At 74.7% G+C, this 25,695-nt stretch carries 23 protein-coding genes; 11 read left to right on the plus strand and 12 right to left on the minus strand.

Features of this window, described 5'->3' with window-relative positions:
- Nucleotides 1-6 precede the first annotated feature (6 nt).
- The 4 genes from ACFVU7_RS18490 to ACFVU7_RS18505 form a co-directional block, all read right to left on the minus strand.
- Nucleotides 7-1,128, minus strand: coding sequence for a TIGR03364 family FAD-dependent oxidoreductase (locus ACFVU7_RS18490; protein ID WP_049654265.1), 1,122 nt, complete (start codon nt 1,126-1,128; stop codon nt 7-9).
- Between the two features lie 115 nt (nt 1,129-1,243).
- Complete coding sequence (locus tag ACFVU7_RS18495) at nt 1,244-1,759, minus strand: pyridoxamine 5'-phosphate oxidase family protein (RefSeq protein WP_049654261.1); 516 nt, start codon at nt 1,757-1,759, stop codon at nt 1,244-1,246.
- A gap of 147 nt (nt 1,760-1,906) precedes the next feature.
- Nucleotides 1,907-2,578, minus strand: coding sequence for a phosphatase PAP2 family protein (locus ACFVU7_RS18500; protein ID WP_388045983.1), 672 nt, complete (start codon nt 2,576-2,578; stop codon nt 1,907-1,909).
- On the minus strand, nt 2,575-3,243 hold the full coding sequence (locus tag ACFVU7_RS18505) for a DedA family protein (protein WP_049654256.1): 669 nt from the start codon (nt 3,241-3,243) through the stop codon (nt 2,575-2,577). The genes ACFVU7_RS18500 and ACFVU7_RS18505 overlap by 4 nt, the downstream gene beginning before the upstream one ends.
- 114 nt (nt 3,244-3,357) lie before the next feature.
- Here ACFVU7_RS18505 and ACFVU7_RS18510 point away from each other — a divergent pair, with 114 nt between their 5' ends.
- The 3 genes from ACFVU7_RS18510 to ACFVU7_RS18520 all read left to right on the plus strand — a co-directional run bounded on the left by ACFVU7_RS18510 (nt 3,358) and on the right by ACFVU7_RS18520 (nt 6,489).
- Nucleotides 3,358-3,762, plus strand: coding sequence for a BlaI/MecI/CopY family transcriptional regulator (locus ACFVU7_RS18510; protein ID WP_049654255.1), 405 nt, complete (start codon nt 3,358-3,360; stop codon nt 3,760-3,762).
- On the plus strand, nt 3,759-4,883 hold the full coding sequence (locus ACFVU7_RS18515; protein ID WP_388045985.1) for a M56 family metallopeptidase: 1,125 nt from the start codon (nt 3,759-3,761) through the stop codon (nt 4,881-4,883). Before ACFVU7_RS18510 ends, ACFVU7_RS18515 begins: the two co-directional genes overlap by 4 nt.
- A gap of 169 nt (nt 4,884-5,052) precedes the next feature.
- Nucleotides 5,053-6,489, plus strand: a complete 1,437-nt coding sequence (locus ACFVU7_RS18520) for a helix-turn-helix domain-containing protein (protein ID WP_220450064.1) — start codon at nt 5,053-5,055, stop codon at nt 6,487-6,489.
- Between the two features lie 39 nt (nt 6,490-6,528).
- On the opposite strand, the gene ACFVU7_RS18525 is transcribed toward ACFVU7_RS18520, so the two are convergent.
- Nucleotides 6,529-7,029, minus strand: a complete 501-nt coding sequence (locus ACFVU7_RS18525) for an SsgA family sporulation/cell division regulator (protein ID WP_074001657.1) — start codon at nt 7,027-7,029, stop codon at nt 6,529-6,531.
- A 329-nt stretch (nt 7,030-7,358) separates the two neighbouring features.
- On the opposite strand from ACFVU7_RS18525, the gene ACFVU7_RS18530 reads away from it, so the two are divergent.
- The 4 genes from ACFVU7_RS18530 to ACFVU7_RS18545 all read left to right on the plus strand — a co-directional run bounded on the left by ACFVU7_RS18530 (nt 7,359) and on the right by ACFVU7_RS18545 (nt 11,727).
- Nucleotides 7,359-8,579 (plus strand): hypothetical protein, encoded by a 1,221-nt coding sequence (locus ACFVU7_RS18530; protein WP_388045987.1) that lies wholly within the window; start codon nt 7,359-7,361, stop codon nt 8,577-8,579.
- A gap of 172 nt (nt 8,580-8,751) precedes the next feature.
- Entirely contained in the window at nt 8,752-10,059 is a 1,308-nt protein-coding gene (locus ACFVU7_RS18535; protein ID WP_388046133.1) for a TerD family protein, read from the plus strand.
- A 124-nt stretch (nt 10,060-10,183) separates the two neighbouring features.
- Nucleotides 10,184-11,149, plus strand: a complete 966-nt coding sequence (locus ACFVU7_RS18540) for an SGNH/GDSL hydrolase family protein (protein ID WP_049654985.1) — start codon at nt 10,184-10,186, stop codon at nt 11,147-11,149.
- 59 nt (nt 11,150-11,208) lie between these two features.
- Nucleotides 11,209-11,727 (plus strand): GNAT family N-acetyltransferase, encoded by a 519-nt coding sequence (locus ACFVU7_RS18545; RefSeq protein ID WP_388045989.1) that lies wholly within the window; start codon nt 11,209-11,211, stop codon nt 11,725-11,727.
- A gap of 17 nt (nt 11,728-11,744) precedes the next feature.
- Here the strand turns inward: ACFVU7_RS18545 and ACFVU7_RS18550 are convergent, their stop codons facing one another.
- Nucleotides 11,745-12,437 (minus strand): RraA family protein, encoded by a 693-nt coding sequence (locus tag ACFVU7_RS18550; protein WP_049654991.1) that lies wholly within the window; start codon nt 12,435-12,437, stop codon nt 11,745-11,747.
- A 149-nt stretch (nt 12,438-12,586) separates the two neighbouring features.
- Here ACFVU7_RS18550 and ACFVU7_RS18555 point away from each other — a divergent pair, with 149 nt between their 5' ends.
- Nucleotides 12,587-13,180 carry a Uma2 family endonuclease gene (locus tag ACFVU7_RS18555; RefSeq protein WP_049654993.1) on the plus strand — a complete coding sequence of 198 codons (594 nt, stop codon included), beginning with the start codon at nt 12,587-12,589 and terminating at the stop codon, nt 13,178-13,180.
- Between the two features lie 65 nt (nt 13,181-13,245).
- Here ACFVU7_RS18555 and ACFVU7_RS18560 read toward each other — a convergent pair whose 3' ends face one another.
- Both ACFVU7_RS18560 and pruA read right to left on the minus strand, forming a co-directional pair.
- The gene (locus ACFVU7_RS18560) at nt 13,246-14,175 is read right to left on the minus strand and encodes a proline dehydrogenase family protein (RefSeq protein ID WP_049654995.1); all 930 of its coding nucleotides are present in this window, start codon (nt 14,173-14,175) and stop codon (nt 13,246-13,248) included.
- Nucleotides 14,176-14,336: 161 nt separating this feature from the next.
- Nucleotides 14,337-15,965, minus strand: a complete 1,629-nt coding sequence (gene pruA, locus ACFVU7_RS18565; protein WP_049654997.1) for an L-glutamate gamma-semialdehyde dehydrogenase — start codon at nt 15,963-15,965, stop codon at nt 14,337-14,339.
- A 388-nt stretch (nt 15,966-16,353) separates the two neighbouring features.
- On the opposite strand from pruA, the gene ACFVU7_RS18570 reads away from it, so the two are divergent.
- Complete coding sequence (locus ACFVU7_RS18570) at nt 16,354-17,955, plus strand: CdaR family transcriptional regulator (protein ID WP_241852794.1); 1,602 nt, start codon at nt 16,354-16,356, stop codon at nt 17,953-17,955.
- A gap of 36 nt (nt 17,956-17,991) precedes the next feature.
- Here ACFVU7_RS18570 and ACFVU7_RS18575 read toward each other — a convergent pair whose 3' ends face one another.
- The gene (locus ACFVU7_RS18575) at nt 17,992-19,482 is read right to left on the minus strand and encodes an alkaline phosphatase PhoX (RefSeq protein WP_049654998.1); all 1,491 of its coding nucleotides are present in this window, start codon (nt 19,480-19,482) and stop codon (nt 17,992-17,994) included.
- A gap of 186 nt (nt 19,483-19,668) precedes the next feature.
- Complete coding sequence (locus ACFVU7_RS18580) at nt 19,669-20,985, minus strand: hypothetical protein (protein WP_388045992.1); 1,317 nt, start codon at nt 20,983-20,985, stop codon at nt 19,669-19,671.
- Between the two features lie 148 nt (nt 20,986-21,133).
- On the opposite strand from ACFVU7_RS18580, the gene ACFVU7_RS18585 reads away from it, so the two are divergent.
- Entirely contained in the window at nt 21,134-21,607 is a 474-nt protein-coding gene (locus ACFVU7_RS18585) for a VOC family protein (RefSeq protein ID WP_049650575.1), read from the plus strand.
- 26 nt (nt 21,608-21,633) lie between these two features.
- Here ACFVU7_RS18585 and ACFVU7_RS18590 read toward each other — a convergent pair whose 3' ends face one another.
- Nucleotides 21,634-23,259: a hypothetical protein gene (locus ACFVU7_RS18590; RefSeq protein WP_388045994.1), complete on the minus strand. Its 1,626-nt coding sequence runs from the start codon at nt 23,257-23,259 to the stop codon at nt 21,634-21,636.
- A 361-nt stretch (nt 23,260-23,620) separates the two neighbouring features.
- Here ACFVU7_RS18590 and ACFVU7_RS18595 point away from each other — a divergent pair, with 361 nt between their 5' ends.
- On the plus strand, nt 23,621-24,955 hold the full coding sequence (locus tag ACFVU7_RS18595) for an MFS transporter (protein WP_049650576.1): 1,335 nt from the start codon (nt 23,621-23,623) through the stop codon (nt 24,953-24,955).
- 64 nt (nt 24,956-25,019) lie between these two features.
- Here ACFVU7_RS18595 and ACFVU7_RS18600 read toward each other — a convergent pair whose 3' ends face one another.
- The gene (locus tag ACFVU7_RS18600) at nt 25,020-25,679 is read right to left on the minus strand and encodes a Uma2 family endonuclease (protein ID WP_388045995.1); all 660 of its coding nucleotides are present in this window, start codon (nt 25,677-25,679) and stop codon (nt 25,020-25,022) included.
- Nucleotides 25,680-25,695: the final 16 nt, after the last annotated feature.

Here is a 25,695-nt window from a genome sequence, read left to right on the forward strand (position 1 = left end):
CGCTCCTTACAGGTTGGCGAGGTCGGCGGTGGTCTCGGCGATGGCGGGCGAGCAGGTCATGCCGCGGCCGCCGGGGCCGGTGACCAGCCAGACGCCGTCGCGCACGCGCTCGCGGTGGACGACCCGGGTGGTGTCGACGCACTGCGCGTACACCCCGGCCCAGCGGCGGCGGATCCGCGGCATCGGGCGGCCGAGCAGGTCCTCGACGACGCCGACCAGGTGGTCGTACGGGTCCTCGACGACGTCGAAGCCGAACGGCTGGTCGTACTCGTGGGTGTCGCCGATGGTCAGGCCGCCGTCGCGGCGCTGGACCATCAGCAGCTGCATCCGGTGCTCGGCGGCGACGGGCGGCTGCGGCTGGGTCTCGCGCAGCCGGTCCAGGGCGGTGCCGGCGAAGGCGGGGTAGTAGCGGAAGCTGTCGCCGTCGGCGACGGAGGTGGTGAGGGTCTCGCCGAGCGGGTCGGTCTGCATCATCTGGAGCCGCACCCGGCGGACCGGCAGGGCTGGGGCGAGTTCGCGGACCAGGCCGCCGAGCCAGGCGCCGGTGCAGAGGACGACCAGGTCGCCGGTGTGGACGTCGCCGTGGTCGTCGCGGACGGCGTTCTCGCCGACCACCTCGCGCACCTCGCGCCCGGGCAGGAAGGTGTACCGGCCGGTGGCCTCCAGGGCGGCGCGCAGCGCGGGCTGGGCGGTGCGGGGTTCGACGGCGGCGTCGCGCCCGCACCACAGGGCGCCGAGCAGCTTGCCGCGCAGGGCCGGGTTGGCGGCGCGGGTCTCGTCCGGGTCGAGCAGCCGGTAGCCGCGGGCGGCGGCGTCCGGCAGGGCCAGGGCCTGTTCGGCGACGGCGAGTTCGGCCTCGGTGCGGATCGCGGTGAGCGATCCGTTGGCCCGGAAGCCGAGGTCCGGGACGCGGGCGCCGATGGACTCCCACAGTTCGCGGGCGCGCAGCGCGGTGTCCAGTTCCTCGCCCTGCGCGCGGCCGCTGACCCAGACCAGGCCGAAGTTGCGCACCGAGGCGCCGCGCGCCTCGGTCTCGCGCTCCAGGTGGACGACCTCGTGGCCGCGTTCGACGGCCTGCCAGGCGTGCATGCTGCCCAGGACGCCTGCTCCTACGACGATGACTCTCATGCGTCCAGGCTGGTGCGCCCGGGTGTCCGAGGGGCGTCGGGACGCCGTCCCGCAGATGAACCACCTGGGAAGTTGTACAGACAACCCGTCGGCCACCCCGGGGCCGCCGCGGCGGCTACGACCGCACCACCCGGGCCCGCAGGTAGTTGCGCCGCCCGAAGTTCGGCTCGTCCACCGCCGTCAGCTCCTCCACCTGGAACCGGTACAGCGCCGCCGCCCCGCCCCCGGTCAGGAACTGCCGCCGGACCTCCTCGTCCCGCGCGAAGACCGGGTAACGCCCCTGGTAGGCGGCCAGCGCCGCCTCGGCCTGCCGCCCCCAGGCCTCGCTCGCGCTGCCGGTCAGCTGGAGGCCGCGCAGCTGCTCGCCGAAGACCGGCGGCGGCAGGAAGACGGTGGCGGCGGCCCGGGCCTCCTCGGCCAGGTGGTGGCTGTGCCGGGTGGAGCGCTCGCTGACGAAGTAGAGGACGAGGTCGTCGTCGTACGCGAAGAAGGCCAGGTTGGCGTGCGGGCCGTGCTCGTGGCCCGCGGTGGCGAGGGTGAGCACCATGGCCTCGGCCAACAGCCCCTCGACGCCCTTGTGCAGCAGGTCGCCCGGCCAGTCCCCCTGCGTGATGTCGAGTCGGTACGGCATTCGGCACTCCCTCCGCTGGCACGCCCGGCGCCCGCGCGCCCGAGCACGACTGAGCCGGGCGGGCGCCCCCTAAGGAGGCTCCACGCCCGGCTCACATGCTCCACCCGCCGTCCGAGACCGGACAAGGGGCAGGGACGGAAGTCCGGCTCAGCGCTGCCGGGACCCGTACGACGCGTACCCGCGGGCCACGACCGGCGGCTGCCCCGGTCCGAGCAGCGGCCGCAGCGCGCCCGCCCGCATCCGGTCCACCAGCGGACCGCAGCGCCCGGCGAGCGGCGCCAGCACCGCCGCGGCCAGCAGCCCGACCAGCGCGCCCACCGCCACGTCGTGCGGGTAGTGCACGCCGACCCAGACCCGGGAGGCGGCCATCAGCACCGCGAACAGGCCGGCCACCAGGCCGAGCCGCCGGTTGACGAACCAGAGCGCGGTCGCGGCGGCGAAGGCGATCACCGAGTGGTTGCTCGGGAAGGACCAGTCCCCGGTGCCCGGGCAGGTCTCCAGCGACACGCTGCCGGGGATCTGCGCGCACGGCCGGAGTTCCTCGACCGCGCCCTTGAACACCGAGTTGACGCCGTACGCGACAACCACGATCAGCGGCGAGGCGAGCACCCTGGCCATCACGGCCGAGTCCGCGCCGCGCGCCCGCCACCAGGCGTAGAGCATGAAGACCGCGAACAGCCCGAGGCCGAGCGCCGACCAGACCTTGATCAGCTCGTCCAGCCAGTGCGGCGCCGACTGCGCCCAGCCGTTGACCCGGGTGTACAGGCCGCCGTCGATTCCGCTGCCGTCGTACACGGCGAGCGCCCTGGAGGGCGTCACATGTCACCTCCGTGACGTCGCGCCTTACGGGCGCGGAACAGTTCGAGAACAATAGGGAGCACGGAGACAACTACTACCAGACCGATGATCGGCAGCAGGTACTGGTCGATGCCGGGGATGGACGAGCCCAGCCCGTACCCGGCGAACACCACGCCGACCGTCCAGACCACGCCTCCGGCCACCTGCCACAGGGTGAACGAGCGGACCGGCACGTCGAGCACGCCGCAGAGCGGATTCAGCACCGTTCGGACCACCGGAATGAACCGGGCGAGCACGATCGCCTTGCCGTGGCCGTACTTGGCGAGCAGCTCCTCGGCCCGCGCCACGCCCTCCAGCAGGCTCTTGCGCCTGGTCCGGCCGAGCAGCGCCCGGCCGCCGCGCCGGCCGATCAGGTAGCCGACCTGGGCGCCGACGAGCGCGCCGACCAGGGCGGCGGGCAGCACCTGCCACAGGTGCAGCTGCGGGCCCTTGGTGGCGCCGGGCACGCAGAGCAGCCCCGCGGTGAACAGCAGCGAGTCGCCGGGCAGGAAGAAGCCCACCAGCAGCCCGGTCTCGGCGAACAGCACGACGGCGATGCCGAGCGCGCCGAAGGCGGCGAGCAGTGAGGACGCGTCCAGCGGGTTCACCGCGAGGTGAACGGCCGGATCGGCGAGGAACTGGAGCAAGGCCGACGGACCTCCCGTACGTTGGAGGGCGGTTCGCACCGAACCCGCCCGGACCGTCTACAGTTGCGTAGACGGTCTACACGACTGTAGACGATACTTGGAGGAAGCGCCGCCATGCCCGACGTACCGTCCGCCCGCCGGCCCGCCGGGGAGCTGGAGGCCGAGGTGCTGGCCGCCCTCTGGTCCGCCCGGCAGCCGATGACGCCGCAGGACGTCCAGGCCGCGCTCGGCGGGGACCTCGCCCGCACCACCATCGCGACGATCCTGGCCCGGCTGTTCGACAAGGGGACGGTCGAGCGCACCCGAGCCGGCCGCGCCTACGCCTACACCCCGACCGTCCAGGACACCGCCGGGCTCGCCGCCCGCCGGATGCACACCGAGCTCGGCCGCGAGACCGACCGCTCCACCGTGCTCGCCCGCTTCGTCTCCGACCTCTCCGCCGAGGACGAGCAGCTGCTGCGCGACCTCCTCGGCGACGGCAACCCCGGGGCTCAGACACCGGGAACGGCGGGCCGATGATGCTCGCCGTCTGGGTCCCCCTGCTGCTGCCCTTCCTGGCCGCCCCGCTGGCCCGCCGCCTCGCCGATGCGCTGCCGCCGCGGGCCGCGGCCTGGATGCTGGCCGGCAGCGCCGCCGTCCTGGCCGGCGGCACCCTCTGCTCGCTCGGCCTGCTGGCCGCCGCCGGACTGCTCCAGCTCCCGCCGGTCGCCGCCCTCGGCCACCTCTCGCTGCCCTGGCTCACCGCGGCCGCGCCCGACGCGCCGTTCCCGGCCGCGCTGGCCGCCCTGGCCCTCCTCGCGCTCGGCGCCCTCGCGGTGCGCACCGCCCGCCGACGGCTGCGGGAGCTGCGCGCCGCCCGGGCCGCGCTCCCGGCCGACGCGCACCGGGCGGAGCCCTCCGACGGCCCCCGTCCGGACCGTGGACCTTCCCCCGCCCAGCATCCGGACACGCGCCCCCCGCGCGCCTCCGTGCGCCGGTCACGCCCCTCGGCATGGCCGGCCGCGCTCCTCCGGCCCGCCGCCCTGCTGCGGCCCGCCGACCACCCGCTCACCGTCCTGGACGACGAGTGCGCCGACGCCTTCGCCCTGCCCGGCCGCCTGGGCCGCCCCGGCCGACCGGGCGAGCCCGGCCGGATCGTGGTCACCTCCGGCATGCTGCGCGCCCTCAGCGGCCCCGAGCGCTCCGCCCTGCTCGCCCACGAACGGGCCCACCTGACCGCCCGCCACCACCTCTTCCTCGCCCTCGCCGAGCACGCCGCCGACGTCCACCCGGCACTCCGCCCGCTGCGCGCACCCCTCGGCTACCACCTGGAGCGCTGGGCCGACGAGGTGGCCGCCGCCCGGGTCGGCGACCGCGCCGTCACCGCCCGCGCGGTCGGCCGGGCCGCCCTGGCCGCGAGCCGCTCCCCCTGGCCGGCCCGCCCCCGGCTGGTCGCCGCCGCCCACTCCGGCCCGGTCCCGCGCCGGGTCGCCGCACTGCTCCAGCCCCGCCCGGCCACCGCCCCCGGCACCTGGCTGCGGGCCGCCGCCGTGGCCCTGGCCGCCTGCCTGGCACTGAGCACCGGCGCCGCCCTGGAGGCCGGCGCCGACCTGCACCACACCGTGGAGGCGGCCCAGCAGGGCTCCGGCGCGCAGCGCTGACCCCGTCCGGCCGTCAGGCGGTACGGCGGTACGGAGCGCGGGCCCGCGTTCCGTACCGCCCGGTATGCCGACTTGCCCGACCCCGTCCCCAGCGGCCCACCGCCCCCGTACGCTTTCGTCAGCGCGTCGGCCCCGACGCGTCCTCGAACGGCGGCGAGGAGCGAAGCGAGTGCGGCAGACCGGACGGCAGTCCCGACGACCCGAGCGCCGCACCCCGCCGACCGCGTCGGAGCTGGCCAAGGTCCACGACCGCACCCTCGCCGACGCCGCCGCCCGGGAACTGGCCGTTCCCGCCCTCACCGAGGAGACCGGCGGCCCCGGCCTGCTCGAACCCCGCCCCGAGATCGGCGACTCCTGGGCCCGGCTGCGCCGCCTCGGCCTCGACCCCGACACCGGCGCCGCCGCCGTCCTGCTGGGCCCCGGCGAAATCGAACAGCGCCGCCGCACCAGCGGACTCGACGCCGTCCTGCCGGTGCTGCGCGAGACCCTGCTGGAGGTGGGCGGCGCGGCCCCGCTGCTGCTGGCCGTCGCCGACGCCGAGGGCCACGTGCTCTGGCAGGAGGGCGAGCGCGGCCTGCGCCGCAGCGCCGACCGGATCGGCTTCATCACCGGCGCCCGCTGGATCGAGGAGAGCGTCGGCACCAACGGCATCGCGGTCGCGCTGCGCGCCCGGCGCCCGATGCACGTCCACTCCGCCGAGCACTACCTGCGCAGCCACCACGCCTGGACCTGCGTGGCCGCGCCGGTGCGCGACCCCGGGACCGGACGGCTGGTCGGCGCCATCAACCTGAGCGGCCCGGCGCACAGCGTCCGCCCGTTCCTGATCCAGCTCACCGCCACCGCCGCCCGGCTCGCCGAGGCCGAGCTGCGCGCCCACCGGCTGGAGGCGCTGCACCAGCTGCGCGCCCTGGCCGCCCCGCTGCTCGCCCGGGTCGGCGGCCCGGCGCTGGTGGTCGACGCGGCCGGCTGGACCGCCGCCGCCGCCGGACTGCCGCCGCCCAGCCGGCTGCGGGTGCCCAGCGAGGGCTGGACCCCGGCCACCGTGCACTGGGTGCCCGGCCTCGGCGAGTGCGCGCTGGAGCCGCTCGCCGACGGCTGGCTGGTGCGCCCGGTCCGGCCGCCCGAGGAGGACGGCTCCGGCACGGTGACCGCCGAACAGGCCGAGGGCGCCCACCTGCGGCTCGACCTGCGCCGCCCGGACCGCCCCGAGCTGTCCGTCCGGGGCGCGGCCGACAGCTGGTCGCACCCGCTCAGCCCGCGCCACGCCGAACTGCTGCTCCTGCTCGCCACCGGACGCGAGGGCAGCACCGCCGCCCAGCTCGCCGAGGCGCTGTTCGGCGACGCGGGCCGGACGGTGACGGTCCGCGCCGAGCTGTCCCGGCTGCGCCGCTACCTGGGCGGGCTGCTGGCCCACCGGCCGTACCGGATCGCCGAGTCGGTGCTGGTCAGCGTGGACGGGCCGGACGACCCGTACGACCTGCTGCCCGCCTCCTCGGCCCCGGCCGTCCGGCGGCTGCGGGCCGCGCTGGCGGCGGGGACGGCCCGGTTGCCCGGCGCGCCGCCCCTCGCGCCGCCGTGCGCCGCCGGGCCGCCGGAGCGCCGCTGACGGCCCTGATGCCCGGCGGCCTGGCGTCGGCGGCCGGCCTCAGCCCTCGGCGAGCAGCGCGGCCAGTTCGGCGTCGGTGGGGCCGCAGTGGCGCTCCTGGTGCTCGGAGACCAGCGCGTAGGTGCGGTCCAGCCAGGCCTGCACCCGGGGCTTGGAGGCCTCCAGCAGCGCGCTGCCGTGCGGGGATTCGAGCGCCAGGTGCAGCGTCGAGCCGTGGCACGGGCAGTACGCCGGCCACAGTTTGACGTCGCCCTGGCCGCTCAGCGCGCGCAGGCCGTCGCGCAGCAGTTCACGCGAGAACACCCAGTCCGCCTCGTCCGGCCGCCCCAGGTGGAAGGTCAGCAGCACCTCGTACGGGCGCGCGGCGGTGAACCGGAACCGGGTGCGCACCTCGCCGACCACCTCCTCGCCCAGCGAGATCCGCAGGATCAGCACCTCCTCCACCGCCGCCGGAGCGGCGGTGGAGACCTCCCCATCGCCGCCCGTGGGGGTGGCGGCGAGGGGTGCACTGGAGGCTGCGGACAGCGGGTCGGACGGCATGACGGTCTCTCCGGGACGGCGTGGGATGCCCTCAGCCTGCGTCACGCCCGGTACGGCGGGCAAGGGTTGCAAGGGGGTTGCAATAACCCCCGGCCGGGCCTTCCTTCCCCTGTCGGCGCTTATCAGACGGAGCGTCAACTTCCGTGTGGCGCACGGATGTCCGCGAAGTGGAGGGGGTGCGACCGGGCCACGGCCGCCCGCTGGTACGCTCTCCCCTCTCCCCACGCGGGCCCGCGTGGAACCGGCCCTCCACGGGCGGAGCCGGGCCCGGCGGCGGCGCGTGGGAGAATACGGCGACGCGACGGCGGCTTCGGGGAGGGAGGGGTCCGGTGGCTGTGCGCGAGGACACCGCGCGGGACGTGCAGCACGAGCCCGCACGGCAGGGCCGGCACGGGCGGCCGCGCCCGTTCGGCGGCCTGTTCCGGCTGCCCAGCCTGCGCTTCTCCGGCGCCGCGATGGCGATGTCCACCGTGGTCGGCATCAGCATCGCGACCACCCTGCTGCTCAACGAACAGCAGGGGATCGGCCGCCGGGCCGGCGTCGCCCGGGTCGGCAGCACCCCGCCGCCCACGCCGGCCGCCACCGAGGAGGCCGAGGCGGTCTCGGCGCAGACCCCGACCGACGGCCCGTCGTCCTCCCCCGCCGCGAACCGGCCCTCGACGCACCCGTCCACGCACCGCTCGGTGGACCCCCCGGTCGCCGCCTCCCCGCCCGCGCCCCGCGCGACGGTCCCGGGCGCACCCCAGACCGGCGGCCAGGCCTCGGCCGGGCAGGACGCACCCGCCTCAGGCACCCAGCTCGCGGGCACCGAGGCCGGGCTGCTCGGCGCCACGGCCCCGGCCGGCCCCTCGCCCTCCCCTTCCGTCTCCGTCCCGGCCCCGGGCGCCAAGCAGCCCGGCTTCGGCCCGCCCACCCCCGGCCGCCCGGCGCCGCCGCCCGCCCTGCCCGTCCCCGACACCGACGGCGCGGCGGACACCGGCGACACCCCGGACACCGACGGCACCGATGGCACCGATGGCACCGACGGCAGCGCGGACACCGACCACGCGCTGACCGGCGCCGCCCGGGTCTCCCCGCTGGGCCGCGACGGCCTGCGCCACCAGCTCACCCTCGCGGCCACCGAGCCGGTCACCGCGTTCCAGGCCGAGTTCCGGCTCGTCCCGGGCGAGTCGGCCCCCGGCCCCGGCTCCGCCTGGACCGACCTGCCGGGCGCCGTGGTGACCGTCCAGCAGGAGCGCGGCACCCTCGTCTACCGCTTCACCACCCCGCCCGGCACCGACGTCCGGCCCGGCCGCTACACCTTCGGCGTCCGCGGCGCCCGTCCGGCGGCCGACCCGTCCGCCGTGGTGCGCAAGTCGGCTCCGGCGGAGAGCTGGAGCGTCTCCGCCTTCGCCCTCGACCGCCCCCGCGCGGTCGCGGCGCTCGGCTCCTTCGGCCCGCCTCCGCCGCCGCCGTCCGCCGAGCCGTACGCACCCGGCACCCCGGCCGCCACACCGCTCGCCGCTCCGGCGCCCACCCCGGCCGCGACCCCGACCGCCGCGGCCCGCTGAGCCGCCGACGGCCCGCAGCGGACGATCGTCCGACGATCCGACAGCCGGGCCCGCCGGACGGGCGCATCCCCGCACCCTCGTTCGTTACTGTGGGCAGCACCCGGCCCGGCGCCCCCAACGGCCCCGGCCGGGCCGCCGTTCCGCACCCGAGGAGGAGTCCGTGCCCACCGTCCTGACCCAAGGCGGCAACGCACCGCTGACCGCCGCGCGAGTGACCGTCGAGGTCACCGCGCCCAAGGCGCTGGACGTCTCCGGCCTGCTGCTGACCGATGCCGGAAAGGTCCGCTCGGACGACGACTTCGTCTTCTTCAACGCCCCGAACGGCCCCGGCGTCAGCCACCGCCCGGCCTCCGCCGGCACCCCCGACGCGATCACCGTCGACACCCGGGCCGTCCCGGCCGGGATCACCAAGATCGTGGTCACCGCGAGCCCCGCCGACCAGGTCTCCACCTTCGCCGGGACGGAGCCCACCGCCACCGTCCGCGACGCCGACACCGGCGAGGTGCTGGTCACCTTCACCCCGCCCCGGCTGGGCCTGGAGACCGCGCTCATCGTGGTCGAGGTCTACCAGCGGGGCGGCGCCTGGAAGGTGCGCGCGGTCGGCCAGGGCTACGCCGACGGCCTCGCGGGCATCGCCACCGACTTCGGCGTCACCGTCGACGACTCCCCGGCCCCCGCGCCCGCCGCCCCGGTGGCGGCGGCCGCACCGCCGGCCCCGCCGGCCCCGGTGGACCGGACCATCCAGCTCCCGACCGCTCCGCCGGCCGCCCCGCCCGTGCCGCCCGCACCGGCGGCCTCCCCGATCGACCCGCGGATCGCCCTCGCCACCGGCCAGACCGCCGTCCCGGCCCCGCCCGCGGCTCCTCCGGCGCCCGCCGCACCCCCGGCCCCGGCCGCCCCCGGCAAGGTCACCCTGGACAAGGGCCGGGTCAACCTGGTCAAGGGCAGCTCGGTCTCCCTGGTCAAGAACGGCCGCCCCTTCCTCTCCTCCGTCCGGATGGCCCTCGGCTGGAAGTCCGCCGCCCGCGGCCGCGACATCGACCTGGACGCCTCCTGCCTCGCCTTCGACGCCCACCACAAGCGGCTGGAGACGGCCTGGTTCATGAAGCTGAGCATCTTCAACGGCGCGATCTCCCACTCCGGCGACAACCTGGTCGGCGGCGAGGGCGGCGACGACGAGGCGATCACCGTCCACCTGGAGGGCCTGCCGGCCGAGGTCCACGCGCTGGTCTTCGTCGTGAACTCCTTCTCCGGCCAGCGGTTCACCGAGGTGCGCGACGCCTACTGCCGCCTGCTGGACGCCCGGACGGAGGAGGAGCTGGTCCGCTTCGACCTCACCAACTCCGAGCCCCACACCGGTGTGATGATGTGCAAGCTGGTCCGCCGCCCGGGCGGCGAGTGGGAGATGACGGCGCTCGGCGAGTACGTCGACGGCAAGACCGCGCGGGCGATGATCGAGCCCGCCGCCGCGACGCTCTGACACCCGGCGTCACCGTCCTGCCCGTGGTTTCACCCTCCCGAGGCATCAAGTCGTCCACAGAGCGACTCGATTGACTCTCAGGAGGGTGAAACCGCACTCTCCCCCTATCCCCAGGAGGAGAGCCGTGCCACGCTTCCTGTCCCGCCTCGCCGTCGCCGGCACCGCCACCGTGCTCGCCGCCGGGCTGATCACCCCGACCACCTCCCAGGCCGCCGCCCGGCCGGGCACCCGCGCCGGCGCACTGAGCTGGACGGCCCTCGGCGACTCCTACACCGCCGGGGTCATCGAGGCCACCGGCGACGAGACCGCGCCCCGCGACGGCTGCGCCCGGACCGTCGACTCCTACCCCGAGATCATCCGCCGCGACCTCGGCTCCCTGGCCGACCTGCGGAACGTCAGCTGCAGCGGCGCCACCACCGACGGCGTCGACGTGACCGCGCAGGCCCCGCTCGGCCGCCCGCTCCCGCCGCTCGGCACCGACCCGAACGGCCCCTACCCGCCCGTCCCGCCGCAGATCGACGCCGTCGACCCGGCCACCGGGCTGGTCACCGTCGGGATCGGCGGCAACGACCTCGGCTTCGCCGAGATCCTCAAGAGCTGCATCGAACTCGGCGCCGTCCAGCTCGGCCGGGGCACGCCCTGCAAGGACAAGTTCGACGCGGGCCTGCCCGACCGCTTCGCCCGGCTGCGCAACGGCTACGACCGGATGCTGACCGCGCTGCACGCCAAGGCCCCGTCCGCCAGGATCCTCACCGTCGGCTACCCGCACCTCGTCCCCGAGAACGCCGGGCTCTGCCAGTTCGGCAACCTCCTGCAGTTCGGCACCTTCACCGGCGGCGACCTCGTCTGGGCCCGCACCGCGATCGTGGAACCGCTCAACGCGCTCGTCGCCCGGAGCACCGCCGCCCACGGCGACACCTTCGTGGACCTCTACCCCGCCAGCGCCGGCCACAGCGTCTGCGACGCCGACCACTGGCTGGACGGCGTGCTGACCAGCGTCCTCCCTCTCGAGTACGCCGTGGTGCACCCCAACGCCACCGGCCAGGCGCACACCGCCGCCCTGGTCGAGAAGGCCGTCCTCGGCGGTTGACCGGCCGCTCCGACCGAAAACCGCTGGCCCGCCCACCCCTCGAGCATCATCCTGGTCCGATGCCCCTGCCCACGCCCACGCCCGCTCCCGTCCGCATCCGCGAAGCCGTCCCCGAGGACTGGCCGGACATCTGGCCGTTCTTCCACACCGTCGTCGCCGCCGGCGAGACCTTCCCCTACCCCCTGGACATGTCCTCCGAGCTGGGCCGGGAGTGGTGGATGCTCGCCGCCCCGAACCGCACGGTGGTCGCGGTGGACGGGGACGGGCGGATCCTCGGCACCGCCACCATGAGCCGCAACCGCCCCGGCAACGGCTCGCACGTGGCCAGCGCCAGCTACCTGGTCGACCCGGCCCACCACGGCCGGGGGATCGGGCGGGCCCTGGTCGAGTACACCCTCGACTGGGCCCGCCGCTCCGGCTTCCGCGCCATGCAGTTCAACGCCGTGGTCGCCACCAACCACCACGCCGTGCGGCTCTACGAGTCGCTCGGCTTCGAGGTCGTCGGCACCGTCCCCGAGGCCTTCGACCACCCCGTGGACGGCTACGTCGGCCTGCACGTCATGTACCGGAAGCTGTAAAGCCGTTACCCCTGCTCCTACTCCTCGATCGCCCCGCCGATCCGCCGCAGGTGCCGCCGGAAGCTGTACGCCGGGTCGGCGGCGCGCCGCTCCAGGTACTCCTCGAAGGAGGTCTGCCGGCGCAGCGTGTCCCCGGAGGCGATCCGGGCGGCCTGCGCGCGCTCGGTCCGGGCGATCCCGCCGGCCGTCTCCAGCACCTCCGCGACCCGGTCGCCTGGCACGAACAGCACCCCGTCCGGGTCGGCGAACACCACGTCCTCCGCGCTCACCGGGTGCGGCCCGAACTTGGCCGTCAGCAGCGCCGCCGGCTCCCGGTCGTCCAACCGCACCGGGCCAAGCGGCAGCGCCCCGTAACTGAACACCGGCAGCCCGATCTCCCGCAGCTCGGGGGTGTCCCGGTGCAGCCCCCACACCACGATCCCGGCCACCCCGGCGGCGCGCGCCTCCAGCACCGCGAGGTCCCCGATGCAGGCCTCGTCGGTCCGCCCGCCGTTGTCGACCACCAGCACGTCCCCGTCCCGGGCCGCCCCGTACGCCTCCAGGAACACGTCCACGCTCCCGTAGTGCCGCACCGGCAGCACCCGCCCCGCCACCCGGGCCCCGGCCACCACCGCCCCCACCCCCGCCGGCGCCACCCGCACCCCCACCCCGAGCCGCACACAGGCATCCGCCACCAACGGCGTGGACAGCTCCGCGAAAGCCTTCAGCATCCCCAACTCCTCCACTCGAAAAGCCAGTTCACCAGCAGGAAGATCCTAGGTCCTACTTAAACTCACACCATCGAGTGAAACCATGCCATATGCGGCATAACCCGTTCCGGGACCGCAGTAGCGTGACGGCCACCTGAAGGAGGGGCATCATGAGTGCTGTGGCGCATGAGCAACCGATCACGGGCTCCCCATCGCAGGCGGACATCCTGCTGGAGAGCTTCCTGAGCCTGCACTCCCCCGAAGGCTTCCGGGCCGAGCTCGTCGAGGGAGAGATCATCGTGGCACCACCGCCGGACGGCGATCACGAGGACTACATCAACCACCTGCTCAAGCAGGTGATCCGGCGCTCCAAGACCGATATGAGCGTTTCCGGAGGCAAGGGCCTCCGCCTCGTGAGCGGCGGTCTCTGTCCGAAGAACCACGTCATCCCGGACGTCACATTCGCTCCCGAGGAACTCCGCCTCTTCCGGGGCGCACCGTCCTGGATGGAACCGGACGGCGTCGCCATGGTCGCGGAAGTGACCTCCGCCAAGCCCGACCAGGACCGCATCGCCAAGCGCCACTGCTACGCCCGGGCCGGCATCCCGCTCTACCTCCTCATCGACCGCGAGAAGTCCCAGGTCAGTCTGTTCGCCAAGCCGCACCGCGACGAGTACACCGAGGTGCACCTCGCCGCCTTCGGCGAACCGCTCGCGCTCCCTGCCCCGTTCGACTTCGACCTCGACACGAAGCCGTTCCTCTGACGTCGACAACGCGCGACGGCCCGCACCCCCCGTCAGGGGTGCGGGCCGTGGCCTGGGGCGCCGGGTCAGCCGCGGGTGGCCATGGCGCGCAGGAAGAAGGTCAGGTTGGCGGGGCGCTCCGCGAGGCGGCGCATGAAGTAGCCGTACCACTCCTGGCCGTACGGGAGGTAGACCCGCATGGTGTTGCCCTCGGCGGCGAGGCGCAGCTGCTCCTCGGGGCGGATGCCGAACAGCATCTGGTACTCGAAGGAGTCCCGCTTGCGGCCGTTCCACTGGGCCAGCTGGCCGGCGATCTTGATCATGTTGGGGTCGTGCGAGGCGATCATCGGGTAGCCCTCGCCCGCCATCAGGACCTTCAGGGCCCGGACGTACGCGAGGTCGACCTCGTGCTTGCCCTGGAAGGCGACCGACTCGGGCTCCTTGTAGGCGCCCTTGCACAGGCGCACGCGCGAGCCGGCGCCGGAGAAGTCGCGGCAGTCGGCCTCGGTGCGGCGCAGGTAGGCCTGGAGCACGACGCCCAGCCACGGGAAGTCCGCCCGCAGCTCCCGCGCGATGGCGAGGGTGGAGTCGGTGGTGGTGTGGTCCTCCATGTCGAGGGTCACCGTGGTGCCGGCCTCGGCGGCGGCCTCGCAGATGCGGCGGGCGTTCTCCAGCGCGATCTTCTCGCCGTCCACCGGGAGGAACTGGCCGACGGCCGACAGCTTGACCGACACCTCGGCGCCGGCCGCGAGGCCGGTGTCCTTGAGGGCCTTGAGCAGGTGCTCGTAGGCCTCGGCGGTGCCGGCGGCCTGGGCGGCGTCCTGGGTGTCCTCGCCGAGGTGGTCGAGGGTGACCTTGCGACCGGTGGCGATCAGGTCGTCGGTGGCGGTGACGGCGTCGTCGAGGACGTCACCGGCGACGAAGCGCTCGACTATCGCGTGGGTCGGCGGGAACTTCTCGACCACGGTGCGGACCTGCGGGGACCGGGAGGCCGCGAGAAGGGCGGAACGGAGCATCGTGACTCCTGGAGCTGGTGCTTCTTAAGGATGGCAGAAAGGGCCGGGGCGGCGGTGCGGGGATGGGGCACCGCCGCCCCGGGAGGCGGCGCCCGGCTGCGGGACCGGGCGTCGCGGGTGACCGGTGGCTACGGGACGAGCCGGCTGGCCAGGGGGGCTGGTCAGCCCATGTGCGGGTAGCGGTAGTCCGTCGGCGGGACGAAGGTCTCCTTGACCGAGCGGGTCGAGGTCCAGCGCGCCAGGTTCTGCTTGGCGCCGGCCTTGTCGTTGGTGCCCGAGGCCCGGCCGCCACCGAAGGGCTGCTGGCCGACGACGGCGCCGGTCGGCTTGTCGTTGATGTAGAAGTTGCCGGCGGCGAAGCGCAGCTTGTGCATCGCGTCCTGGGCCGCGGCGCGGTCCTGGGAGATGATCGAGCCGGTCAGGCCGTACGGGGACACCGACTCCATCTGGGTCAGCATCTCCTCGTACTTCTCGTCCTCGTAGACGTACACGGCCAGGATCGGGCCGAAGTACTCGTCCTTGAAGTACTCGGCGGCCGGGTCCTGGCAGACCAGGACGGTCGGGCGGACGAAGTAGCCGACCGAGTCGTCGTAGGTGCCGCCGGCGAGGACCTCGACCTGCGGGTCGGCCTGGGCGCGGTCGATCGCGGCCTTGTTCTTGGCGAAGGAGCGCTCGTCGATGACGGCCGACATGAAGTTGGACAGGTCGCTGACGTCGCCCATGGTGAGGCCGTCGACCTCGGCGGCGAACTCGTCCTTGAGGCCGGCCCAGAGCGAGGCGGGGACGTAGGCCCGCGACAGCGCCGAGCACTTCTGGCCCTGGAACTCGAAGGCGCCGCGGGTCATCGCGGTCTTCAGGACCTTCGGGTCGGCGGACGGGTGGGCGACCAGGAAGTCCTTGCCGCCGGTCTCGCCGACGATCCGCGGGTAGGTGCGGTAGCCGGAGATGTTGGTGCCGACCTCGCGCCACAGGTGCTGGAAGGTGGCGGTGGAGCCGGTGAAGTGGATGCCGGCCAGCGCCGGGTGCTTGAGCGCGACCTCGGAGACGGCCAGGCCGTCGCCGGTCACCATGTTGATGACGCCCTTGGGCAGGCCGGCCTCCTCCAGCAGCTGCATCAGCAGGTGCGCGGAGAACTGCTGGGTCGGGGACGGCTTCCACAGCACCACGTTGCCCATCAGCGCGGGCGCGGTCGGCAGGTTGCCGGCGATCGCGGTGAAGTTGAACGGGGTGATCGCGTAGACGAAGCCCTCGAGCGGGCGGTGGTCGCTGCGGTTCCACACGCCGTCCGAGGAGATCGGCTGCTCGGCCATGATCTGGCGGGCGAAGTGCACGTTGAAGCGCAGGAAGTCGACCAGCTCGCAGGGGGTGTCGATCTCGGCCTGCTGCGCGGTCTTGGACTGGCCGAGCATGGTGGCGGCGGCCAGGGTCTCGCGCCAGGGGCCGGCCAGCAGGTCGGCGGCCTTGAGGAAGATCGCGGCGCGGGAGTCGAAGGAGAGCGCCTGCCAGGCCTCGGCTGCGGCCAGGGCAGTGTCGATGGCCTCCTGCGCGTCGGCCTGGGTGGCGTTGCGCAGGGTGCCGAGCCGAGCCGCGTGGTTGTGCGGCTGGACGACGTGGATCTCGGTGCCGCCGCCCATCCGGCGCTCACCGTTGATCGTCATGGTCAGCTGGACCGGCTCCTGGCCGCCCAGCTCCTTCAGCTTGGCCTCCAGACGGGCCCGTTCCGGGCTCCCGGGGGCGTAGCTGTGGACCGGCTCGTTCACCGGCGCGGGGACCTGGGTCACAGCGTCCATAGAGCGCACGCTCTCCTTCGTTCAGTGCGGGGGGATTGCCGGCGCGGGTTGCACGCCGACCACAGCACGAACGCTATTCCTGGCCACCGGGCGACTTGATTGGCCGCGCGGCTAAATTCCCCCGTACGGCGTTGTCCGGCCCGACGAAGTCGGTCACGCCGCGGTCACGAACCGTCCCCGATCGCCCCACTGTTCACACCACCCCGCGCCACCTCGCGCCTCCAGGCTCACGCCCCCGGCCCGCGAAGGCGGCTCGCACGCCGGTGCCCGTCAGCAGGCCCCGGCGCGCCCGCGCGCCGGGCCGCGGTCCGGCGGCCACGCCGAATCTCTGTCCGTCCGGCTAAAATCGACCGCGAAACGTTGTCCGAGCGGATGAAGGAGGACCGGCGTGACCACCCCCGGCCTGCCGCTCCGTCAACTCCTGATGTCCCTCGGCGAACCGCTGGTCGAGCTGCAGGCCGCCCCGCTGGGCCTGGACGTCCCGGTGCGCGACGTCGCGATCCTCGACCCGGAGGACCCGCCGACCGCCGCCCCCGGCGAGCTGGTGCTCGCGATCGGCGCCCGCGGCCGCGCCGCCCTGCCCGCCCTGCGCGCGGCCGGCCGGGCCGGGGCCGCCGCCGTCGCGGTGAAGCTGGACGGCCCCGGCCAGGCCGACGCGCTGCGCGAGGCCGCCACCGACGCGGGCGTCGCCCTGCTCTCGGTGCGCCGCGAGACCCGCTGGGAGCACCTCGACTCGCTGGCCCGGGCGATCATCGCCGGCCCGGACGCCCCGGACGCCCCCGGCGCCCCCGAGCCCAACGCGGGCGACCTCTTCTCCCTCGCCCAGACCGTCGCCGTCCTCACCAACGGCATCGTCTCGATCGAGGACACCTCCAGCCGGGTGCTGGCCTACTCCCGCTCCTCCGACTCCGACGAGGTCGACGACCTGCGCCGGCTGTCCATCCTCGGCTGGCAGGGCCCGGAGCCGTACCTGTCCAAGCTCCGCGAGTGGGGCATCTTCCAGCACCTGCGCAGCTCGGACACCCCGATCGCGGTCGAGCCGCACCCCGAGCTGGGCCTGCGCCGCCGCCTCGCGGTCGGCATCCGGGCCGGGGCGCAGCCGCTCGGCACCATCTGGGTGCAGGAGGGCGCCCAGCCGCTGGCCCCGCTGGCCGAGCAGTCCCTGGTCGGCGCCGCCCGGGTCGCGGCCGCCCAGCTGGTGCGCCGCCGCCGGGAGCTGTCCGCCGACGTCCGGCTCACCCAGACGCTGCTGACCGGCCTGCTGGAGGGCTCCACCGGCCCCCAGTCGCTCGCCACCCACCTCGGCCTGGACCTGCGCCGCCCGGCCACCGTGCTGGCCTACAGCGCGCACACCACCGACGTGCTGCACCGCTCCGACGTCACCGGCCTGATCTCGGTGCACACCGCCGCCCGGCACCGCACCGCGCTGCTCGCCCCGATCGAGTCCCGGGTGTACGTGCTGCTGCCCGAGCTGCCGCCCGGCCTGCCGATGACCACCGTGCGCGACTGGGCCTTCGAGGTGGTGGCGGCCGCCCGGGAGCACCTGGGCGTCCCGCTGCGCGCCGCGATCGGCTCGACCGTCGACGGCCTGGCCCAGGTCCCCGACTCCCGCGCGCAGGCGGACCGCATCCTGGACGCGATGGGCCGCGGCGGAGTGGACCTCGACGTCGCGGCGCTGATCGACGTCCAGGCGGAGGTGCTGGTCAGCGAGATGCTCGCGCTGCTCCAGGAGCGCACCGGCCTGCGCGACCCGCGGCTGACCGCGCTCACCGCGTACGACCGCCGGCACGGCACCCGGCTCGCCGAGTCGGTGCTGGCCTGGCTGGACGCGCTCGGCGAGGTCCGGGTGGCCGCGGACGCCCTGCACATCCACCCCAACACCCTGCGCTACCGGGTGCGCCGCGCCGAGCAGTTGACCGGCATCGACCTCGCCCAGCCGCAGCAGCGGCTGCTGGCGATGCTGCAACTGCGGCTGCCCGCGGACGAGTAGTCCGCGGGCAGCCGCACGGTCATTCCTGACGGTTCGTCACTCGCCGTAGCCCTGGCCGCGCTTGTGCTCGTTCAGCCGGCGCCACGGGCCGCTGATCGCCAGCTGGATGCCCGGGGTCTGGATGTTGGCGAACAGGGTCTTGCCGTCGTCCGAGAAGGTCACCCCGGTGAACTCGCTGAACTCGGGCTTCTCGGCGGTGCCGATGTTCAGCTCGTTGCGGGCGATCGGGTAGACCAGCCCGTCCTCGGTGGCGCCGAACAGGTGCGAGACGCCCTCGCCGTCCTCGCAGATCACGATGCCGCCGTACGGCGAGACGGTGATGTTGTCCGGGCCGTCGAAGTTGTCGTGGTCGCCCCAGACGTCGGTGTTGACGCCCAGCAGCACCTTCAGGGTGATGGTGCGGCGGGCCGGGTTGTAGAACCAGACCTGGCCGTCGTGCTGGAGCGGGCTCTCCGAACGGGCGAAGCTGGAGACGAAGTAGAAGCCGCCGTCACCCCACCACATGCCCTCCAGCTTGCGGGCGCGGCTGACCTCGCCGTCCTTGAACTGCTTGCGCACCGAGACGGTCCTGGCGTCGCGGTCCTGGACCTTGACCCAGTCCACGCCGTAGGTGGTGCCGACCTTGGTGGCGCGGGAGAGGTCGTCGACGAACTTGCCCTGGGCGTCGAAGACCTTGAAGGCCTCCAGCACACCGGCGTCGGCGGCGAGCTTGCGCAGCTGGTAGCGGCCGTGCTTGAAGCCGGCCGGCGGGGTCCAGCGGAACAGCAGGCCGTTCGGGTTCGAGGCGTCCTCGGTCAGGTAGACCTGGCCGCGCTTCGGGTCCACGACCACGGCCTCGTGCGCGTAGCGGCCGAAGGCCTTCACCGGCTGCGGGTCCCGGTTGTAGTCGTCGTCGAAGGGGTCGACCTCGAAGATGTAGCCGTGGTCCTTGGTGAAGCCGTTCTTGCCGGCCTTGTCCTCGGTCTCCTCGCCGGACAGCCAGGTGCCCCACGGGGTCACGCCGCCCGCACAGTTGGTGGCGGTGCCGGCGATGCCGACCCACTGCTCGACCGAGCCGTCCCGCTTGGCGTGCACGATGGTGCAGCCGCCGGCCGCGCCCGGGTCGTAGACGTGGCCCTCGGTCAGCGGCACCGGGTGCGGCCAGTTCGCGCGGGCGCCGGCCAGCTCGTGGTTGACGACCATCAGGTTGCCGCCGCGCTCGTCCTCGAAGGCGGAGGTGCCGTCGTGGTTGCTCGGGGTGAACTCGCCGGTGCGCAGCTTGGTGACGCCGGCCCGGTTGAGGACCTTGTACGAGAAGCCCTTCGGCAGGGAGAGCAGGCCGGCCGGGTCCTGGACCAGCTGGCCGTAGCCGACGGCGGTGCCGCCGGCCGAGTTGGTCCCGGCGGCCGCGGCGACCGGGGCCTCGCCGCCGACCGGGGCGGCGATCGCGCCCGGGGCGCTGGCCAGCGCCTCGGCGCCGCCGGCGATCAGCACGCCGGCCCCGACGAGGGTGGAACGGTTGACGAAGTCCCGGCGGGACAGCGACATGGCAGCAACTCCTGAGGATGAGCGGGGGCGCCGGTGCGGGATGCCGACGCCCAGCAGGCTCCGCCGGGCGGGTGAACCCGGCATGACGCCCACCTCACGCCCAGGCGGCCATTTGCCGACTGATGACCGTCACATGACCTGTGCTTTACTGAGGCCCCCGCCGGCCCGCCCGACCCGCCCGACCCGTCAGCGCCGCGCCGCCCGCCACTGCTCCCAGGCCGACAGCCACAGCTGCTCGGCCAGCCGCTGCTCCTCCCAGACCCCCGCCCCGCCGCCGCCCGGCCGCTCCCGCCACAGCTGCGCCCAGGCCCGCTGCGCCGGCAGGCTCGCCACCTCGCTCGCGAACACCGTGTACCGGACGACCTCCTCGACGGCCGCCTCCCCCTCCGCCGTGCCGACCAGCCAGTGCGTCTGCTGGGACAGCCGGTTGAGGTGGTTCACCATCGAGGTCACCGCCGCCGCGGCCTCCTCCCGGGTCTCGGTGGCCAGCCGCATCTGCTGGCGCACCGCCGCCTCCCAGCGCACCGCGCCGACCTCCCCGCGCAGCCCGCGCGGCAGCCTCGGCGTGCGCCCCACCCGCACCTGCGCCTCGATCGCGGCGGACTCGGCGACGCTCTGCGCGATCAGCGCCCGGTGCGCCTCCATCCCGACGGCGGGCGGCAGTTCACGCTCCTCGACCGGCACCCGGCGGGCCCGCCGGGCGGCCAGGTCGCGCAGCAGCTCGGTGCGGCCGCGCAGGCAGTCCTCGAAGTCGCCGATCGCGCCGAGCTCCACCGCGCCGGGGGCCACCCCGCGCGCGCACACCGTCACGGTCAGCCCGCCGACCCGCAGCCGCCCGGCCCACACCGGCTCCGGACCGTCCGCCGCCGGGGCGCCGGGCTCCGGCACCGGCACCGGCCGGTCCTCGTGCACCTCCACCGCGCAGGGCTCGCCGTCCACCGTGATCCACGCGCGCAACGCCCGTACCCGGCCCGGCCCGTCGCCCTCGTCGACGCCCAACTGCTCGTAGACGCGGTCCCGTTCGTCCTCGACCAGGTCCTCCAGCTCGGGCAGCCGCTCGCCCGGTTCGGCCCCCGGCCGGTAGGTGCGCACGGTCACGTACGGGCCGGCCGCCGAACGCCAGTCGCCACACTGGACCTCGACCCAGCGCAGCTCGCCGCCGGAGGTCTCGAAGGCGGCCAGCGCCTCACCGGCCAACGCCCCGTCGGCCGTCATCGTCCCGCCCGCGGGGACCCCTCCCGCGGGAGCCTGCCCCGCGGCCACGCCGTACACCGGGAAGTCGGCCGCCGCCAGGGTCCGGCGGGAGAACTCCTCCTGGTCGGCGAACCGGTCGACGGGCCTGCCCGCGGGCCGACCGGCACCCTGCTCGGCAGACCGGTCCAGTGACCGGTCCGCGGGCCGACCGGCGAAACGGTCCTCCCGGACCGGCCGGTCCGGGGCCGGGGCGGACCCCGAGGACCCGGCGTCCCGCTTCTGGTGCCTGCCGCCGCTCTCCCGCATCATCCTGTGCCGCACCCCCGAGACCTCGCACCCGCACCGCTGACGCCACCTTACGTGGCCGCAGCTGCCGGGTCATCAGCTCGGCCCCCGGACGGGGGTGGTGGCCGTGTCAGGGCGCCCGGTTGTCAGCCGCCCTCCCTAACCTGGCGGCATGACAGCACAGAACGACGCAGCGCAGGACCGCACCGGGCAGGGCGCCTTCCCCGCCCGGATCAGCATCGTCACCCTCGGGGTGACCGACCTCGACGAGAGCGCCCGCTTCTACGAGGCGCTCGGCTGGAAGCGCTCCACCGCCTCCAGCCCGGAGATCGTCTGGTTCCGCACCGCCGACTCGGTGCTCGGCCTCTTCCCCACCGACGAGCTGGCCGCCGACGCGGGCGTGCCCGCCACCGGGGAGCCCTCCTTCCGCGGCGTCACCCTCGCGGTGAACCTGGAGTCCCCCGCGCTGGTGGACGCCGCGCTGCGGACGGCGGTCGAGGCCGGCGCCGTGGTGGTCAAGCCGCCGGTCCCGACCGACTGGGGCGGCTACTCCGGCTACTTCGAGGACCCGGACGGCCACCTCTGGGAGCTGGCCCACAACCCGTTCTTCCCCTTCACCGAGGACGGCTCACTGGACCTTCCCTAGACCGCCGTACGGTGCGCTCGGAGGGCTCAGCTCCTGGAGCGCGCCTTGAACGCCGCCTTGCGCGCCTCCTTGGCCAGCGCCCGGTCCGGATGCAGCTCCCCGATCGCCTCCAGGACGTCCGCCGTGTACGGGTGGTCGACCCTCCACAGCTCGCCGAACCACCCCGCCGGATCGCCGTTCACCGGCAGGTCGGCGACGAGCTCGCCCAGCAGCTCGGCGTCCCCGCCGTTGTCCAGCAGCTGGGCGGCGAAGGTGTCGACCACCGTCCACAGCGCCATCGCCCGGTCCGGCACCGGGACGTCCGTCGCCCCCTGCGCGGTCAGCCAGGCCCGCACCGCACCGCCCAGCTCCGGGTCGTCCATGACCTCCCGGGCGGCCGGCTCCGCGCCCGGCCCGAGCAGGTTGAGCGCCGAGACGCCGAGCATCCGGCGCAGCGGGCCGTAGCCGTCGGAGCCGCGCGCCGCCGCGAGCAGCTCGCGCGCCGCCGCCACCGGCTCCCGGTCGGCGGTCCACGCCCGCAGCTCCTCCTCCGGCAGCACGTTGGCCGACTCGCACACGCCGCGCAGCAGCTCGGCCGCGTCCCCCTTGGCCAGGTCGCCGACCAGCGGCGCGTCGTAGCCGTCCTCCAGCAGCCACTGCCGGATGCCGTACTGGCCGAGCGGGGTGAGCCGGACCAGCCCGAAGCGGGCCGACTCCTCCTCGTCCAGCGGCTCCTCGCCGACCACGCCGGGCTCCTCGCCGTCCTCCTCGTCGAACAGCTCGGGGTCGATCGGGCGGTAGTCCAGCAGGCCCAGCTCGGCGAGGTCGCCCAGCATCGGGTCCAGCGCGACCATCACGTCCGTGATGTCGCCGAGCAGTTCCTCGCTGGGCTCCTCGCCCTCCGGGACGACCAGCAGCGCGGCCAGCACGCCCAGCGGCACGGTCTCGTTGCCGGGCTCGGCGAAGGCGGTGGTCTCGTAGAGCACCTGCAGGGCCTCGTCCAGCAGCTCGGCGGCCTCGTCACGGGCCTCCTCGACCTCGGAGAGCGCGTCCTCGTCCTCCTCGCCCTCCTCGCCCTCCTCGGCCCCGGCCTCCCCGGCGCCCTCCTCCGGGACGGAGTCCGCCTCGACGGCCAGCTCCCGGACGATCCCGGCGGCGGTCAGCCACAGCTCCAGGACGGTCTCCGGGTCCCCCTGCTCGGCGGGCTCCAGGTCCGGGCCGGGGACGGCGACATGCTCGCCCTCCGCGGTCGTACCGAGCTCCACCAGGTCCAGGTCGCAGGCCAGCGACCAGGCCCGCAGCGCCTCGACCTCGGCCTCCTCGAGCACCTCGCCCTCGGCCGGGGCCAGGCCCAGCAGCCGGGCCGCGGGCGCCCGGTCCGCCTCGACCAGGTCGCCGAACTCGTCCACCTCCCGGTGCGGGGCGGACCAGCGGGCCAGCGCCAGCGCGTACCCGAACATCGGTACGGCCTTCGCCTGCTCGGCCAGCTCGCGCTCGGCGGGCAGCTTCACCGGCGGGACCAGGACGGCCGCGTCGTCCAGGTCCTCGTCGTCCAGCCCGTGCGCGGCGAACGCCCCGTAGAGGTCCTGGAGCTCCAGGTCGGCGGGCAGCACCGCCTCGGCCGCGCCCTCACCCGTCGAAGCCCCGGTGTTCTTGCGACGTCGTCCGGCCATCGTTGTGCGCTCTCCCTCAGCCCAGCGGTCAGCCCAACAGCGCCGCGTACCGATCCATCACCTCAGCGTATAGGCCGGGCACCCCCGACGCCCGGCCGTACGGGGCGCACCCAGGGGCGCGCGCCATGGGCGTACGCCCACCCCTTATCCTTCGGTCTGGTACCGCGCACACCCCGCGCGTGCCACCGGGGCAACGAAGCCCAACCGCCCTCCGCCCGACCCCGGGCCGGAGGGGCCCTCTTCAGCTCACCTCGCCCCACCAGGGAGCCCGTACCCTCGGCCACCACCACAGCGCCTCCGGACGGGCGCGCCGGCACACCCCGCCGACCCCGGTGGTGCCCGGCCACAGGAGACCCCTGCCATGGCGGACCTCTCCCCCGCCGGCTCCGGCCTGCGCACCGCGCAGCTCGACGGACGCCGACTGTCGGAGGCCCTGCTTCCCCCGGAGCTCGCGCCGCGCGCCCAGCTCCGACTCGCCGCGATCAGCCGCTGGAACGCGCTGCGCGGCGTCCGCGTCGGCCTGGTGGCCGCCGCCCTGCTGCTGATGCTGATCGGCGCCAACCTGGCCACGCCGATCTACTCGCTCCTCCAGCAGCGGCTGCACCTCACCGCGCTCGACACCACCGTCCTGTTCGCGATCTACGTGCTGGCGCTGGTCCCGGTCCTGGCCGTGGTCGGCCACTGGTCCGACCACCTCGGCCGCCGCGCCCTGATCCTGCCCGCCGTCGCGCTGTCCGCCGTCGGCGACGTCGTGTTCGCCACCTCCGACAGCTTCTGGCAGCTCGCCGCCGGCCGGGCCGTCCAGGGCATCGCCGTCGGCCTGTCCACCGGCGCCGCCGGAGCCGCCCTCGGCGACCTGCTGCCCGACCACCCGACCCTGGCCGCCAAGATCACCCTGGCCTGTTCCGCGGGCGGCGTCGCCCTCGGCCCGGTGGTCGGCGCCCTGCTCGCCGGCGGCTCCGACCCGCTGCTGACGCCCTTCCTGCTGCACGCCATCGCCCTGCTCGCGCTCTGCGTGCCGCTGGCCCTCCTCCACCCCCGGATGCCCGGCCGCAGCCGCCCGCCGGCCTCCCCGCCCCGCATCACCACCCCGGCCCACCTGCGCCCCCAGCGCCTGCGGCTGCCGCGCACCGGGCGCCGCGAGTTCCTGCTCGCCGCCACCGCCGGCTTCATCTCCTACGCGGTGTTCGGCGTCTACCTCAGCCTGGCCCCGGCCTTCGCCGCCAAGCTGCTGCACACCGACTCCAAGCTGGTCGGCGCGATCGTGGCCGCCCTCCTGCTCGGCTCCTCCGCCGCCACCCAGCTGCTCGTCCCGCCGACCTCCGACCGCGTGGTGACCGCCCTCGGCATGACCGGCCTGGCCACCGGCCTCGGCCTGGTCGTCGCCGCCCAGTACACCGGCACCCCGGCACTGCTCTTCATCGGCAGCGTCCTCGGCGGCGTCTCCCAGGGCGTCGCCTTCCGCTCCCTGTTCACCAGCGCCGTCACCGCGATGAACCCGGAACGCCGCGGCTCCGAACTGAGCGCCCTCTGGGTCATCGTCTACCTCGGCAGCTCCGCCCCCATCATCGCCCTCGGCGCCCTCGTCCAGACCTACGGCCTCCTCCCCTCCGTCAGCGGCTTCGCCGCCCTCGCCGCCCTCGCCTGCACCGCCCTCGCCATCGCCGTCGCCCGCAAACCCAAGCCCACCGCCTGACGGCCCACACACAGAACGCCGCTGCCCGGGACTTCCGAAGAAGTCCCGGGCCGCGCGGCAGGCCTCAGACGCTCCAGGGCTTCCAGGCGTCGGTTGCGATCTCGACGTCGAACGGCTCCGGCAGCCGGACGGTCTCACCGAACTTCCACTCGCCCAGCACCTCGTACGTCCCCTCGCCCCGGTTCGGCTCCCCGAACAGGGTGACACCGGACTGCCGCGGGTCGCGGTCCACCAGCAGGTAGTACGGCACCCCGCCCCGGGCATACCCGTTCCACTTGGTGGACCTGATCTGCCGCCCGAACATCGGGCGGCGGTCATAGCGGGCATTGGACGGGGAGGTCACCTCGACCGCCATGCCGATGTCGTCCGGGTGGAGGCGGGAGAGGTCTCCGTTCAGAGCCCGCTCCTCGACCTCGGTACCCACGATGACGAGGTCCGGGATGTAGCCGTCACCGATCTCCACCAGGTCCAGGTTGACCGTCTGCAGTGCCCTCCACGGGAAGGCCGGATCCGAACCCAAGGCCAGCGTGAACCGTCGCTCGATGTGCGAGAGGAACACCGCATGCGTAACTGCCGGCGCCGGTGACACGACGAACTCCCCTCCAATGACCTCGACCCGCGTGCCATCGTCCGGAATCCGCAGATACTGCTCAAGCTCGCCCCGGACCCACATGGCGTACGGCGAGTCGGGCAACGTCCAGTGCCCGGTTGCTTCCACAGCCATTACGTCGCTCCCTCCA

This window comes from Kitasatospora sp. NPDC058046 (assembly GCF_042885595.1).
Lineage (GTDB): Bacteria > Actinomycetota > Actinomycetes > Streptomycetales > Streptomycetaceae > Kitasatospora.